This window comes from Marinilabilia sp., from assembly GCF_016278715.1.
Classification (GTDB): Bacteria; Bacteroidota; Bacteroidia; order Bacteroidales; family Marinilabiliaceae; genus Marinilabilia.
The window spans coordinates 13,262-29,129 of sequence record NZ_JADQBH010000289.1 but is presented as its reverse complement, the minus strand read 5'-3'; the positions used below and the strand labels follow the sequence as shown (position 1 = coordinate 29,129).

Genomic DNA, 15,868 nt, shown 5'->3' with positions numbered 1-15,868 from the left:
CTTATTCTGTTCATTTACACCATTGGTATGCAAGCCGGCCCGGGTTTTTTTGAATCGTTCAAACAACAAGGACGCGACCTGGCTATTATTGCCACCATTATTGTGGCTTCTGCTTCCGCCATCACCTTTGCGGCGTTTTGGTGGACAGGAATAGAAATGCCGGTGGCCATCGGACTTTTAACAGGAGCACTTACCAGTACGCCTGGCCTTGCTGCAGCGATAGACGCTACGGGCTCATCTCTGGTATCCATCGGGTATGGTATCGCCTACCCGTTCGGGGTAATTGGAGTCATTTTATTTGTCAGGCTTTATCCAAAATTTATCAAGGCGGATATCAAAAAAGCAGAAAAAGAATATGAACGACTTAATGAAGCCGGTTTCCCTGAGATAAAAAGCAAGACCTTCAAAGTAGAAAATGAAAATGTGGAGGGCAAATCCATTTCCGAACTGCGGATTCGCTCCATGACCAAAGCCGTCATCTCCAGAATCATGCACGAGGGAGAAGCCATTGTTCCCTTGCCGGACACCGTTCTCAACAAAGGCGACCTGGTAAAAGCCGTGGGCACGGAGGATGCCTTAAAGAAGATACGCCTGCTGATTGGACACGAAACAGAAGAACAGATTCCGTTGCATAAATCGTACGAGGTACAATCCATCCTGGTTACCAACAAGGAAGCGGTTAACCAAATGCTGGGGACTTTCAACCTGTGGAACAACTATCAGTCCACCGTGACCCGCCTTCGCCGAAGTGGCATCGACATCACCCCTTCACCATCCATGAGGCTCCATCTGGGAGACAAACTCACCGTAGCCAGCAGCCGGGAAAACATGAAACAGGTAGTCAGAATTTTCGGTAACAATGACAAAAAACTATCGGACACCGACTTTTTTCCCATCGCCACCGGAATTGTTCTGGGAATCCTTCTCGGAGGGCTTTCACTCTCCTTTGGCGAAAACATCTCTTTCAATCTTGGACTTACCGGAGGCATTCTTGCAGTAGCTATGATACTGAGCCGCATCGGACGTACCGGCCCCATAATCTGGAGTATGTCAGGAGCCGCCACACAATTGTTGCGACAAATCGGACTGATGTTCTTCCTGGTTGAAGTAGGTACCAAAGCAGGCGCACAGCTGGTGGATACCTACAATCAATATGGCTCTCAACTATTTGTCATAGGTGCAGCAATTACAATGATTCCTATGGTACTTGCCGTATTATCAGCTTACTTCATGAAAAAGATGAATATCCTCACCATGCTGGGAGCCATTACCGGTTCCATGACAAGTACCCCAGGCCTGGCAGCGGTTGACCCGATGACAGACACGAATGCTCCGGCCATTGCTTATGCCACTGTTTATCCCGTAGCTATGGTTCTCCTTATAATCTTTACACAGTTGCTGGCAAATTTTTAGAGAAGCCAAAGAAGCAATCATACAAAGAACCGCATGAGCAAATCAGTAAAAAAAATAATGACCGGAAAACCTTTCCGCATCGGTGTGGGTTTTCTGGTCATCTTTCTTCTCTTCTTGTGCGTCCCATCCCCTCGGTTCAACACACCGCTATCAACCGTTGTTTTTGCTGATGACGGCTCCATCGTGGGTGCCCATATTGCCGCGGACGGACAATGGCGGTTTCCCGCTCCTGAAAAGTTGCCCGAAAAATACAAGACCGCCCTTCTCACTTTTGAGGATGAGTATTTCTATTATCATCCGGGCATCAACCCCTGGTCGGTTATTCGGGCAGGAGTGCAAAACGTCCAACAAAATAGAATTGTCAGTGGAGGCAGCACCATCACAATGCAAGTCGCCCGCATGTCTGTGAATGCCCCCAGGACCATCAAAAACAAGATTCTGGAGATGGCAAAAGCCCTGAGACTGGAACTGGGCCACAGCAAAAAGGAGATTTTACTCATGTATGCTGCCAATGCTCCATTTGGGGGAAACATCGTAGGTTTCGAAACAGCCTCGTGGCATTACTTCGAACGTCCGCCCGAACATCTCACCTGGGCAGAAGCAACACTTCTGGCAGTGCTTCCAAATGCACCCGGGATGCTACGTCCCGGACATAACAGCAAGGCCCTTAAAGAAAAGCGCGACCGGGTTTTGAAAAAGCTCTCCGAAAAGGGCTACATTGATTCAACAGAATTAAAGTTATCGCTTCAGGAGCCGCTCCCTGAAGGGACACGTTCGCTGCCCTCCATTGCTCCCCACCTGGTGGATTACTACCTGAACACCCGACCGGGAGAAATGATTCACACGACAATAAATGCGGGTCTGCAAAAACAAGCTGCCGATGCCCTGCAACGCCACTCCAACCAAATGGCCTCCAACCACATCCGCCATGCAGGAGCCATCATTGCCGATGTGGAAACGGGAAAAGTCCTGGCCTATGTGGGCAACAGCCGACCGCGGGAAAAAAACACAGGACATGCCGTTGATATGGTAAGAGCAAAAAGGAGTTCAGGAAGCATACTTAAACCATTACTTTATGCTGATGCCCTCCAGGAAGGGACGATTCTTCCTCAAACACTTTTAGCAGATATCCCCACCCAGTATCAGAATTATTCCCCTTCCAACTTTTACCGCAATTTCGATGGTGCCGTTCCGGCCAATGAGGCACTCTCCCGCTCACTGAATATCCCCTTTGTTCGCCTATTGCATCAACATGGAGCGGAAAAATTCCTCAAAAAACTTTCCATGGCAGGCATTACAACCATGGATAAAGGATACGGCCATTACGGACTTAGCCTGATTCTGGGTGGCGGAGAAGTTTCTCTCTGGGATCTGGCAGGAACCTACGCTACAATGGGACGGATTTTAAAACACTATCCATCGGATAACAGTAGATACAGAACAACTGACATCCACCCACTGTTTCTGGAATATCCGGCAAAAAAGAAATCACAACTGACTGACCATCCACCTCTCTTTTCGGCAGGGGCGATCTGGTGGATGCTGGAGGCTATGAAAAGCGTGATTCGACCTCCTGAAGAAACCGGGTGGGAAAATTTCACATCGGGACAAAATATAGCCTGGAAAACCGGAACCAGTTATGGATTCCGGGATGCCTGGAGTATCGGAATCAGTGGTCGCTATGTGGTGGGAGTCTGGGCCGGAAATGCTTCGGGGGAAGGAAGAGCAGGACTTCTGGGCGGTACCACGGCAGGACCTCTCATGTTCAGGCTCTTCGACCTGCTGCCAACTGCTGGCTGGTACGACACCCCTCATGACGATTTAAAAGAAAAACTTGTCTGCAAAAAATCGGGTTACAAAGCAGGAGATGTATGTCCCGAAACAGACATCATTCTGGTCCCACACACGATAAAAACCAACCCCGAATGTCCTTACCACCAACTGGCCCATCTTACCCCCGACAAGCGTTTTCAGACCAGACGTTCCTGCCAGCCAGATGGTGAAATCATCTCGGAATCGTGGTTTGTTCTGCCCCCCCTAATGGCCTGGTATTACAGTCGCCGCAATCCAGACTATCGTTTTCTGCCTCCCAAAAAACCCGGCTGTTTTCAGTCCAATACTTCTCCGGTAGGTTTTATTTATCCTCCTCCTAATGCAACCATTATGCGCCCAACAGATTTGGATGGAGAAAAAGAGAAAATAATCTTCAAGGTTGTTCACTTAAACCCCGAAGCAGAAATATTCTGGCACCTTGACCAGACCTATCTGGACAAAACCCAAAGTCCCCACGAAATGGAGATTGCGCCCGAGGAAGGCAATCACACCATCACGCTGGTGGATAATGAAGGCAATGTGGTCAGCAGGAATTTCAGCATTAAAGATTAGGCCTTGTCTAAGAATTTTTTTTTTGTCAAACTCTTCGTTATTAAGGGTGTGTAATAAGTTTGTTTAAAATTTTTGGTTTCTTTGAAGCATATATTACATCCCCTGAAAATTTTTGAATCCTCATTAACAACAGGCTAACTCCGGCACAAAAATTTCTAAAGTTTTAATTTTGACAACTATACACTTTATCACACTACACTAATCCGTTAAAAAGCTTAAACGAAAAGACACGATGACATAAAGTTTTTATTTTGAGTGAGTTGTAACCAGGTCGCCAGGTCTTGTAATAAATTAATTATTAGGCGTTTGTGACAACTTGACGAAGTATTGCGAATACACTCAAGAATAAAAAAGAACTCTCCATCAAAAAATTAATTCACTTTTCAAAATTTTCGTTAAGTTCGTGAACAGTAGTTCGTTTCGAAAATCTTTTTTTTCGAAACTCATCAATAATTAAAACCCGTATTCATGAATTCAACTTGCCCAAACTCGCCAAAATGTCCCATTTTCAATGGCATTCTGGCCGGAAAAGAATACACCTCAATGGTGTATCGAAAAAAGTATTGCGAAGGTGGTGAACCCGCTTACAAAGAGTGCAAACGCTACATGGCAAAAAAGAAATTTGGCGATTGTCCACCCAACCTACTGCCAAATGCAAGCCTAAGTCTTGAGGAAATTGGGGCTAAATACAATCTCATTTAATCGTTGGGTTGAAAAAAAAGTCTGCCCATCACACTTTGACGCGCAGACTTTTTTCATTTTTATTTTTCAAAGCCGGAGTGGTTATCACCAAAGGCAATATATGGTACAAAATGTAAGTCTCTCAACGACCTCCTGTGGCATACCTGGTTTCAGAACTAACCACTATTTCTTGGGTCGCCTTTTAGGTTTCTCCTTTTTTCTGACATAAATTAACTTAAGTTGGCCTTTGGTGTTTTCTCTCTTCTCAATTTCAAAGTTGCTGATGGATTTAATCAATGGTGTCAGTTTTTGAAACCCGTAGTTCCGGGAGTCAAAATTAGGCTGTTTTTTCTGTATAAGGTTGCCCACATCGCCCAGAAAAGCCCATCCGTCGTCATCGGCAATATCTTCAATAGAACTTGAAATCAATCGAATCACTTCCGGAGTAATTTTATCCACAGAGCTCTTTGCCGGCTTTTTATCTTCTTCGGCTTCACCGTCTTCATCCGCAATATTTTTCAATATCTCGATATAGATAAACTTGTCGCAGGCCACGATAAACGGATCGGGCGTTTTCTTTTCTCCAATGCCAATTACCTGCATTCCGGCTTCCCGCAAGCGAGTCGCCAGACGTGTAAAATCGCTGTCACTGGAAACCAGGCAGAACCCATTAACCCGTTCAGAATAGAGGATATCCATGGCATCAATAATCATGGCGGAGTCGGTGGCATTCTTTCCTGTGGTATATCCGTATTGCTGGATGGGTGTGATGGCATTTTTCAGAAGAATATTCTTCCACCGCGACAAATTGGGTTTGGTCCAGTCGCCATAAATTCGCTTAATGGTAGGATTGCCGTACTTGGCAATTTCTTCCATCATCTCTTTTACATACCCAGAAGGAATATTGTCTCCGTCGATGAGTACTGCTAGTTTTAAATCCATAACTGCAAATTAAGAATAATATTTGAAGTTTTAAATGCCAGAAAGTATTATGCAAGGCCGGTTGAGCGGCAGAAATCCCATTCAATTTGAGATTTCCATTTTGACTCTTTTCTTCTTGATCCTTTCTTCTTTTATCAGTCCAAGAGTTTTATTGATCTTATCACTCTTTACGGCCACATAAGCCGAGTGATCCAGTACTTCAATTTTACCCAGTTCATCTTTTTGCAACTGGCCATTTCGCAACATCATCCCTACGATATCCATTTTATTTATCTTGTCTTTTTTCCCGGCTCCGATGTACAAGGTCTTCCATTGGCTGGGTTTGGGAAGGATCAGTTTTTCAGGTAGCTTTTCATCCTCAGACACAGTATTAATAAAATCGGGTAAAAAATCATCAGAATCCAACAGAAAATAGGCCGTCCCGGCAGCGTGCATCCGGGCAGTTCTTCCGTTGCGATGAATCATAACGTCTTTGGTTGCCGGTAGTTGATAATGAACAACCGCTTCGATTCCCGGGATATCCAGCCCACGCGCTGCCAGGTCGGTGGTAATTAATATTTTAATACTCCCGTTTCGGAATTTCATGAGTGTTTTCTCTCTGTCTGTTTGGTCCAACCCTCCATGATAAAAACCATGTTCAACTCCATTTAATTTCAGTTGTTGTGATATCCGGGTTACAGCATCGCGATGATTACAAAACACAAGTGTCGATTGCGCATCAATATGACCGAGCAATAGCATAAGGGCATGTAATTTATCCCCACCCGGCACATTCACCGATTTCATAACCAATTCCGAATTTGATGTCAACTGTCGTGAAGAATAATTTAACTCAATCGGATTACTGATTCCAACAAATGCCGGAATTTCTTTTATGGGTGTTGCCGAGGTAAGAATTCGTTTCTTCACCCCTTTGCATTGTTTCAGGACGTGTTCTATCTCACTGGTAAACCCGAGTTCTAAAGACTTATCAAATTCATCTAAAATGACTGTGGAAGCATCCTCAAGGATCAGATTTTTTCGGCGCAGATGATGAGCCACTCTTCCGGGAGTGCCTACCAAAACAGCAGGTAACTGCTGAAAGTTGTTTTTTTCTATGCGAACAGGATGTCCACCATAACAGGAATTAATCTTATGGGGAGTTCCCATTTGTTTAAATACCTGCTCCAGTTGTATGGCCAGTTCCCTCGATGGAACCAGAATTAAAACCTGAACGCCCGGTTTATCGGGGGATAACAATTGCAACACAGGCAAAAGAAATCCGATGGTTTTCCCCGAACCGGTGGGTGATATTAATACCACATCGTTTGGCTTTTGGACGGCAGCAAGCATTTCATGCTGCATTTCGTTCAGAGCAGCAATATTGAAGCGGGAAAGTATTGTAGAATGAGACATTTTATATGTTTTGATTGATGTTTGTATTTAGTTTCTGTCCATAAAGTACCACTTGCGTCGTTACGCTTGCCGCCAAAATACTCATTTACGATTAGTAAACTCCGTTTTTGGCGGCTTCTCAAGCCTAGCAATTGGCACTTTCTGACCAGAAACAGCTCTAAGAACAAAATTTGCTTAGTTTATGGACAGGCACTATTTAGACTCAACTGCCAAGGTCGGCTTAAAACAAGACCTGAAGCAGCTTGAAGATATTTTGAACGGCAAGGCAAAGGTACGATTAAAAAGAGGTAAAGTTTTATTTAAATGACCTTTTCGGCTTATCTTTGCACTTAGTGTGCTTTATTTATTAGTTTTCGTTACGAGATGCTCAAATATTAAGAGATTCACCCAATTGCCGGAAAATTCATAGATAATTGAGGCTCATCATTATTAATCAACTTACATTTTATGTCATTCTCTTCGCTAGGACTATCGCCAGCTTTATTAAAAGCTGTAACCGAACAAAAATACAAAACCCCTTACCCGATACAAAAAGAAGCAATCCCTGCTATTTTAAGCGGTAAAGATATTTTGGGCATTGCACAAACAGGCTCTGGTAAAACGGCCGGTTTTGTATTGCCTGTGCTGGAACATATTCAGAAAAAAACCCGGCTCCTGAAAAACCGGCATATAAAAGCATTGGTGATAGTGCCTACCCGCGAACTTGCTGTTCAGATAAATACTGCCTTCAACACGTTTGGGAAGTATCTTCCTGTTAAAACAAAAAGTCTGGCAGTCTATGGCGGCGTTTCCATCAACCCACAGATGATAGATTTACAAGGAGTGAATATTTTGGTTGCCACCCCCGGAAGACTTTTGGATTTAATTTCTGCCAAAGCCACTTCTCTCTCGGATGTAGAAATATTAGTGCTGGATGAGGCTGATAAAATGCTCAACCTTGGTTTTAAAGAAGAAATGACAAGGATTCTTAGCTTGTTACCTGCAAAACGACAAACTCTTTTGTTCTCTGCCACCCTTAGCGAGGATTTGAGTACGTTTCAGAAGAAATTACTTCGCCAGCCGGTTGTAATTAAGGTAGAAGAGGAAAAGGCCAATCTGGATTTAATAGAACAAACCGCCTATCTCATTCCCGAAGAAAAAAAAGGGCCTCTGTTGCGCTATCTCATCAAGCATGAAAATATGCAGCAGGTTCTGGTGTTTACATCGTCGGTGCACCGTGCAGATGCCGTCGTCGTAAAACTGCAGGCTAACGGTATCAAGGCAGAAGCCATTCACAGCAAAAAGAGTCAGGGAAACCGAACAACCGTTCTGCGTCTGTTTAAGGAAGGAAAACTTAAAGTCCTGGTGGCAACCGATTTAATGGCAAGAGGCATCGACATCAAATTCCTACCTTATGTTATTAATTATGAATTGCCACGGTCGCCCAAGGACTATGTGCACCGGATAGGACGAACAGGCAGGGCAGAATCCAAAGGAAACGCCATTGCCTTTGTTTCGCCCGAAGATGAGCATCATTTTAAAATCATTCAGAAAAAAATGGGCAAAAGAGCGACGCAGGTTGATGGAAGTACACTTAACCTGCAAGGGGCTTAGTAAATATTCCCTGCCAGAATCAACCAAAACCGACTTCCGCCCTGGATTCAAGAGTTTGCTTAATGGCTTTTTCCCTGATAATCATCGTTTTACCTTCACCCTTCAAGGGTCAAAGTGTGGATTTTAAAACAATATCATCATTAAATCGTCTTACAATCGTGTTGAAATGTTTTTTTACTTTAGAATATTCATCAGGACTATAAACTGCTTTCTTTAAGGTATATTTTCCGGTAACAAAAATCTTATTTCCCTCATTTTTCACATAATTCAACTGAATCTCCGCCAGGTCATCAGATGTATTTGCATTACCTGGTAAGTGTTCCACTTCAAAACCTTCAGGAATAAAAATTGTAGTGGAAAAGGATTCTTCTCTGGCGTATATCAGGTCAACGGGATAGCTCCGGTCCTTTTGCCTGAGTTTGTTTTCATTCATTGCCAGGTCAAGAAAAGGAGAAATAACAATTTTGTCTCCGATTTTCTCGATATTCGTTTCACCTTCAATAAAAATTTGATACGCTTCCTCAGGTTGGTCATAATTTCTTGTCCTGACGGCATTTATTTGTGAAATCTCTTTTGATAAGAAGAAATCTTTTATTGAAGCGATATCGTCTTTATGTTCATCTTTAAACAGCCCTGCTTCATATCCATCGTAAAAAGATGAAATACTGGTGGCTGCTTTTAAAGTTTCGGGATTAGGACGAATGGTTATCTGGTTTATTTTTGAGGAGAGAATCTGGTCTTTTAATTCCACCCAATTCACCTCATTCTTTTCAACAATCAGTCCGGTTTCATTAATACAGCGGACAGGTATTTTATAAAATGGAAGGAACACATTGGTTGCATCCACCAAAATTGGTTTCTCCCGGCCAGCCATCACCACCACGTAATTAAAGTCTTTTTCAAAAGGATAATCGGTGTTAATCTTTCCGTTTTTCCGTGTACTCAGGATTACAGGCTGAGCATCAATATCGGCCGCATTAAAAAGCGCCAGAAGAAAGAGATTTATGTCGGCTGAGTTTCCTGATTTTTGTGTATCAAATTCAGAAGGGGATTTAGAAGCAAATTTGGAATTATACTCGTTCCATGAATAATTATCTTTCACATATTGAATAAGCGTTTTTATTTTTTGTGCTTCGTTTTGTCCCTCAAGGTCTATTGAATTTTTCATTGCCTTTTTCGCAAAACGACTGCATCGTTTAATATACTTCCCAAATTTATCGTGATCCAGCAATGCTTTATTGAGTTTGGGCCAGGTTGTCATTATTTCATTGGTTCCTCCACTGGGATAATAAACCTTGGAGAGCTGAAAATCAAGCTTTATGATATAATCACTTATAGACGTAATAAAAGACTCATCTTTAAAGGCAGGAACATTCCTCATGCCGTAGGTATGAATATTCTCCTTATACTCCACTCCATTTCCTGATATTATGCCCCTATGGTTGGTTAAATTGCCCCAAATTCGTGTTTTGCTCGAAAGTCTGGACATTTGCGTATCGAATGAAGATTTGCCCTGTAAAATAAAAATATACTCATAAAAAGGGATGATTCGAACCTCATATTGACTAAAAATAACCGGAATCCTTTCCTGAAAATCCCAGTCGGGGAGATTGAACAAAAACGGCGATTCCACAACATACCTCATTTCCAAAACCGAACCTTCCTGAACATCAGGAAAGACAAATTTCTTTCTTCTCCACCGCTCATTGATACGCTCTTCAAAAATATCAGAATTCTTGACCGGAGTGCGTGTAATTTCGCCATTCACTTTATTGTAGGTAAAAGCCTCAATGGATTCCACGGTTTCGGTTTTTCCCCGTCCATCGACATAAAAAGGAATAGAAATTTCTGCCTGATCCAATTCCGAGTTATCAAAAATTTTAATTCGCTTGGATCTGATAAAACGGATGTTATAATCATATTGGTTGTCAATAAAGCGCGATTCTCCCATATCATAAAGGACAACCGCTCCGGCATCCGGGTCTTTATCATAACGGGTTAAATTCATTTCAGCATCCGAAATATCACCGAACTTTCTGGAGAAATTTTGTGCTCCTAGCATCTGCGCAAAGGCCAGGAATAGAATAATAAGACTGTTTTTCATGGGTTTAAGTTGTTTTCTCAAACGGAGTTATTGTTTGTGGTTTGTAAAAAAATCTTTTCAACGACTGGCGACCGACTAAAAATCTCTTCTTTCTTCAGCCGGATTTTTATTTTATGTTTATTACAATGCCTGACTGATGTCTTATTTTTTCAATTTCACTAAAAAAAGAGTAGAACCCATCATAATCTTCTATGGGATAATCTCCCTGAAACAGCTGGAATTTACTGACAACAACGAGTTTATTGTTCTCATTCAGGTAGCGTGTTTCATACTGACCATAAGGTGTATCCAGAAACACGTCCGCGGGGAGTTCTATCTCATAGATTTCAGGTAACGAAAGATTGTACACCATGGAATCTGTTTTGTTAACCGGAATATGGACCCGAACCGCATTTCTTCGTTTTTCTGGTTTTTCGGGCATGGGAACGGAGAACACAGGTGGTTTAATGATTTTCATATTTCCAACCCGCCGGAAAAGATTTTTGCAGGATGCTTCGACAAGGATATTGAACTGATGCTCATCCCTGTCTGCCGGGAGAAAAGAAAAGCTTTTTAAATCGAAATACGTTGTGTTGAGACCATTTTTAATTACCCGCTCCTGCTCTTCGGGATTTAAGGCTTTTTGAAAATACCTGTACTTTTCAAATTCTCCGCCCCTCAAATGCTGGTTTATGGTAATCGCTCCATTACCCTCTTTATCCAAACCGAACACAAAAATCCTGTGTTCAAATACATCATCAAGGTTCATTGCACGAAAAGTGACCAGTTTACTGCTGTCCTTATTAACAAACAGAGCTTTTCTGTTTTGCAAGGAGGTTCCCAAATAATTAAAAGGGATAATTCCTGATGTATTTTCCAGCCACAATGTGTCATTTCCCAATGGGACACTCAGTATCGTATGGTTGAACTGTTGACCGGGGAGATTGGGATTAATCCGGGGAACATCGAAGCCGCCACGGATAAGCACATAATTGGATTGGATACCGGCATAATTTAACAACGCCTTCATGTAGGTTGTAAGCGCTTTGCAATCGCCATACTTTTTTTGACAAACATACTCTGCAGGATACGATTTCAGTCCTCCAATGTCAAGCCGAACGTTGACATACCTGACATTGTCCTGCAGATAATGATAGAGCGTTTTAACAATTTCCTTTTTATCATCAATACCTTTAATCAGGTTATCAATTATCATTTTTTCTTTTACCGTCAACATAAGAGAGCCCTTATTCAGCGAATCGAACCATTCTCCGAACGAAGCCCATGAACCGGAATTTCCCGCTATACCATACTTAAACTCTTGCGGAAAAATAGAAACATTGGGAATCGTTTCAAATTCATGGGGTGCAAACATCTCCTGTTCCGGTTTTTTATAATCCCGGATCTCCCAGACCATCTTTTTAACATCGTCGCTCTCATTTACCTGGTATTGGAGCTGATCTGAAAAATCCATGGATACAGGATAGTCAGAAGGAATTTCTACCTGAAGGGAAGCCTTTTTAACGGAAATATCATTTTCAACAACAGGATGCCAACCAGCTACAGACACAAATTTATATTCAACTATGCGGTAGGCGTATTTTATTTGATACGGATAATTGTTCCAGTAAAGTTCGAACTCCTTTACCACATCATCATTGAAAAAACTACCATACGAAAGATTGCTGCGGGTTTTGATATCACGGTTTTTAAGTTTTCGGACTTTTTCTCCATCAGCATCAAGAACAGAAGCTTCCAGCAATTTAAATTCCTGAGAATTTTGAACCTCAATTTCTATATCAGCAAGATGCAGATCGTCTCTGGAGTTGATATTAATTAAGAAGCTTTTTTCGATAATCTTTCTCCCCTCCTCAATTTTCACTTTAGTGTCATAACTGGCAATCTGTGCCCGCGCAAAAAAACCGGTACTAAAAAACAGGAAGATAGAAACATAAAAAACAGATTTTCGGGGCATGGGTTACAAAATTTTAAAGGCAAAAAAAACAGATTAATCACTAATTACAACTCTCACGATAATTCAAAATTATAATTAATTTAAACTTTTACACATTTTTATAGATTTCTATTTAGCATTATTTGATAAAAAGGGTCAAAAGAAGAAAGCAAATGCACAAAAGATGCTATTAAAAGTAGAATTTTATGATTTTTTTATACTTTACAAAAACAACAAAAGCACCCTGAAAATCAGAGTGCTTTGTAGCCCCAACAGGACTCGAACCTGTATCTAGAGTTTAGGAAACTCTTGTTCTATCCCTTGAACTATGGAGCCCTTGTTCGGGTGCAAAAATAGGAAAATCATTCGTAATTAAAAAGACCGGGCTGCACTTCGTAGGTCAAAGTGGCATAAGGTTGTCACACTCTTTTTTTGCTGGCTGCTCCGCTGATGGAAATTCAGAATTATTTTAGGGAATTGCACCTTTATGTCACTCCATGTAATGACCACCAAAAGGGTGAAACTATTCGAGCGTTCAATAAAATTGCTGGCAACGGTGGTACCAGAATTTCAAAAAACTGCTGACCTGGTGCAAGAGATCTCTGCAGCAACAGAAGAACACTGTCTGGCCTCGGAGCAAATTAATCCGGCCATGCAGTAACTTAACTCATTTTCTCAGGATAACGTTTTTGCATTGAAAGACCTTAACGCATACTCTGATTCTTTAATTGAGAGTTTTGGGAACGTAACCAAAAAGATTGCTCTCTTAAAAATGTCCGCTTCATAATTCGGCCTCTATCGTCTGAAGACTATAGGGCTGAAAGTTTTTGAGCAACCATCTGAAGGTTCTCATCGGTACGCGCAAAATTGAACCGCAACAAATGCTTTTTCGATTTTTCGTGATAGAAAGCGCTCACTGGAACGGTGGTCACCCCCACTTCTTTTACCAGGCGAATGGCAAAATCCTTATCGCTTTCTTCAGAAATATCATCATAACTAAAAAGCTGAAAGAACGTTCCATGCGAAACGATGGGTTTAAAGCGGGTTGCCGTCATTAATTCATTGAAGCGGTCACGCTTTTCCCTGTAGAAATTAGCCAATTGAAGGTATTCACCTTTGTATTCCAGAAATTCTGAAAGGGCCCATTGAAAGGGGGATGAAACACTTTGCATCATTACACGTTGCACTTTTCTCAATTCATGCATCACATCGGCAGGCCCCGCACAATACCCAATTTGCCATCCCGATACATGATAAGTCTCCCCGAAAGAACTGATGATAATGCTACGTTCGGCCAGCTTGGGATAAAGAGCCACGCTTTGGTGCGAGTCGCCATTAAATACAATGTGTTCAAAAATTTCGTCGGATAAAACCGTGATGCGGGTTCCGTTAATGATTTTCTGCAAACGGAGCATATCAATCTCTGACAAAACCATCCCGGTAGGATTGTGCGGTGAATTAAGAATAATCATCCGGGTGTTAGAGGTGATCAGCTTTTGAACCTCTTCCCAATCGATGTGAAAGTCGTTTCCTTTGAGTGGAACAAATACTGGCCTTCCCCCATTGATTTCAATGGCCGGAACATAACTGTCGTAAGCAGGTTCAAAAATGACCACTTCATCTCCCTCGCGAATAAGGGCGGTAACTATAGTGAAAATAGCCTGGGTAGCGCCGGCTGTAATGGTAATTTCCGTTTCAGGATTGTATCTATGGCCATACAGGCTATCAATTTTTTCAGAAACCTTTTCTCTTAAAGTCATCACTCCATAAGCCGGAGCAAACTCATTGATGCCTTCGGATATATGCTTCTGAACCAGATCGATTAACCTTTGAGAACAATGAAAATCGGTATAGCCGGTAGCCATATTAATGGCATTGTGGCTGTCACCTAGTTCACTCATTTCATTTACAATACTATTCTCAAGAGTAATAAGCTTGGGAGCTATCATGATAAAATTTTATTTTTCGATGTGTGCTTACTCAAATATACTAAATAATCGATGCAAAAGTGCATCTTTTAATTCACTTACCACAAACAAGATTCATCCCAGGTAACACATTCACTCCCAGTCACCTAAATCAGAATACGTTCTTTCACCTCTTGCGTAAATTGCTCTTCATCAGTCAATTCTCTCTACTTACAAATAGCTGGCATTTTTGCCTGAATATCAACCCAAATTTGACAGAAAGCCTGATTTAATTGACTATCTGACATCGATCTACATTCTTACACGGGAAGAATACTTTGATTTTTCAACTCCCCTACATAAAGAACATAAGGAATCAAGAAGGGTTTATTCCTTAAGGCATGTAAGTATTTTGGGTTTTGTTAAATGAAAGTTATAAAAAACATAGGCAAGATAGAAGACATTGAATCATTTATGGCAAATAACTCTTTTGGGTTTTGTTGGGTAAAAGTAGGCCGGTAGCAAGGCAAAAGGCATTAGTAACCAGTTAGCCATTAAGTAAACAACTCCCGGAATTTCAAATTAGTGAAACATACTCTGCAGAACATCCAGGGATTTTAAGGCTCCAAAACCGTGGGTATGTAAACGATAAAAATCAAGAAGGGCATTCAAAATGGTATTTCTTTCGTTGGCATTTTTAGCAATCTGTTTCATGGAAAAAACATCTGCATCAAACAACCGGAAGAAGAGAACGGCCTTCTCAGGATTCAGAAATAGCGGATGGGTAGGTTCGTGGGCCACAAAATCACCATTTTTTAAGTCAAACCAAAACCGGGAACCTGCTATGTTTCGATTGGGATAAAACCCGAGAAAGTGGGTAAGCCGAAACAGGATGAACAGATGGATATTTTCAGTTCCCTCGGCACGGGCGTCCATCAAATCGACAGATTGATCCAGAAAATCATACAATTCGCCGGCAGGATCCTGCATCACCAGGATTTTTGACAAAAACTCAACCAGGAAGAAAGTTTGCGCCCGTGTACTCTGATGATATGGCAGATTGAGCAAAGGCCGGTCGAGATAAAACTCCTTAATGCGGTGCAGGTCTTTCCGGGACGAGTGGTACACTTCCAGTTTCACTCTGTTTAGAGGCTGAAGAAGGATTGTCTTTCGGCTCTTTCGGTTGCCATGCACACTATTGACAATGTAGTTCTGACGTCCCAACTCCCGGGTATAAATGTGAATAATGGCACTGGATTCACGATACATGACATGATCCAATACAATTCCGGAGGTTTTTATCAGTGTGCTCATCCTTTAGAATAATGCATTTCGGTTAACAAAGATAAAAGTATTTAAACCACATGAGACAACAAAAGGGATTTAACCATAATAGGCATATTAGCTGTTAGCTCATGGCTCGTAGCTCGTAGCACCTTGGGCACCACTAAGAGAAGGGACGCTGGTATGACGGAATTTTTGCAAGAAAAGGAGCAGTGCTGAACGCAAACCCGA

Annotated in this window: 11 protein-coding genes and 1 tRNA gene; 5 read left to right on the top strand and 7 right to left on the bottom strand. The window is 41.9% G+C overall.

Annotated elements, in window-relative coordinates; genetic code table 11:
* From QZZ43_RS17695 to QZZ43_RS17685, 3 genes are all read left to right on the top strand, one after another.
* On the top strand, positions 1-1,413 hold a 1,413-nt coding region (locus tag QZZ43_RS17695; protein ID WP_291862053.1), incomplete at its 5' end, for an aspartate:alanine exchanger family transporter.
* Between the two features lie 33 nt (positions 1,414-1,446).
* On the top strand, positions 1,447-3,798 hold the full coding sequence (gene pbpC, locus QZZ43_RS17690) for a penicillin-binding protein 1C (protein WP_291862052.1): 2,352 nt from the start codon (positions 1,447-1,449) through the stop codon (positions 3,796-3,798).
* 468 nt (positions 3,799-4,266) lie between these two features.
* Positions 4,267-4,500 carry a hypothetical protein gene (locus QZZ43_RS17685; protein WP_291862051.1) on the top strand — a complete coding sequence of 78 codons (234 nt, stop codon included), beginning with the start codon at positions 4,267-4,269 and terminating at the stop codon, positions 4,498-4,500.
* 162 nt (positions 4,501-4,662) lie between these two features.
* On the opposite strand, the gene QZZ43_RS17680 is transcribed toward QZZ43_RS17685, so the two are convergent.
* Both QZZ43_RS17680 and QZZ43_RS17675 read right to left on the bottom strand, forming a co-directional pair.
* Positions 4,663-5,421, bottom strand: a complete 759-nt coding sequence (locus tag QZZ43_RS17680) for an NYN domain-containing protein (RefSeq protein WP_291862050.1) — start codon at positions 5,419-5,421, stop codon at positions 4,663-4,665.
* Positions 5,422-5,502: 81 nt separating this feature from the next.
* Positions 5,503-6,816: a DEAD/DEAH box helicase gene (locus tag QZZ43_RS17675; protein WP_291862049.1), complete on the bottom strand. Its 1,314-nt coding sequence runs from the start codon at positions 6,814-6,816 to the stop codon at positions 5,503-5,505.
* A 447-nt stretch (positions 6,817-7,263) separates the two neighbouring features.
* Between QZZ43_RS17675 and QZZ43_RS17670 the strand changes: the two genes are divergently transcribed.
* Positions 7,264-8,409, top strand: a complete 1,146-nt coding sequence (locus QZZ43_RS17670; RefSeq protein ID WP_291862048.1) for a DEAD/DEAH box helicase — start codon at positions 7,264-7,266, stop codon at positions 8,407-8,409.
* 109 nt (positions 8,410-8,518) lie between these two features.
* Here the strand turns inward: QZZ43_RS17670 and QZZ43_RS17665 are convergent, their stop codons facing one another.
* From QZZ43_RS17665 to QZZ43_RS17655, 3 genes are all read right to left on the bottom strand, one after another.
* A complete protein-coding gene (locus tag QZZ43_RS17665) occupies positions 8,519-10,513 on the bottom strand; it encodes a transglutaminase domain-containing protein (protein ID WP_291862047.1) in 1,995 nt (664 codons plus the stop codon).
* Positions 10,514-10,619: 106 nt separating this feature from the next.
* Positions 10,620-12,467 carry a DUF3857 domain-containing protein gene (locus QZZ43_RS17660; RefSeq protein WP_291862046.1) on the bottom strand — a complete coding sequence of 616 codons (1,848 nt, stop codon included), beginning with the start codon at positions 12,465-12,467 and terminating at the stop codon, positions 10,620-10,622.
* Positions 12,468-12,710: 243 nt separating this feature from the next.
* A tRNA-Arg gene (locus tag QZZ43_RS17655) sits at positions 12,711-12,782 on the bottom strand.
* Positions 12,783-12,933: 151 nt separating this feature from the next.
* Between QZZ43_RS17655 and QZZ43_RS17650 the strand changes: the two genes are divergently transcribed.
* A complete protein-coding gene (locus tag QZZ43_RS17650) occupies positions 12,934-13,107 on the top strand; it encodes a hypothetical protein (RefSeq protein ID WP_291862045.1) in 174 nt (57 codons plus the stop codon).
* A 148-nt stretch (positions 13,108-13,255) separates the two neighbouring features.
* On the opposite strand, the gene QZZ43_RS17645 is transcribed toward QZZ43_RS17650, so the two are convergent.
* Together QZZ43_RS17645 and QZZ43_RS17640 are read right to left on the bottom strand one after the other, a co-directional pair.
* On the bottom strand, positions 13,256-14,395 hold the full coding sequence (locus QZZ43_RS17645; RefSeq protein WP_291862044.1) for a methionine aminotransferase: 1,140 nt from the start codon (positions 14,393-14,395) through the stop codon (positions 13,256-13,258).
* A 540-nt stretch (positions 14,396-14,935) separates the two neighbouring features.
* Complete coding sequence (locus tag QZZ43_RS17640) at positions 14,936-15,667, bottom strand: recombination protein O N-terminal domain-containing protein (RefSeq protein ID WP_291862043.1); 732 nt, start codon at positions 15,665-15,667, stop codon at positions 14,936-14,938.
* Positions 15,668-15,868 lie beyond the last annotated feature (201 nt).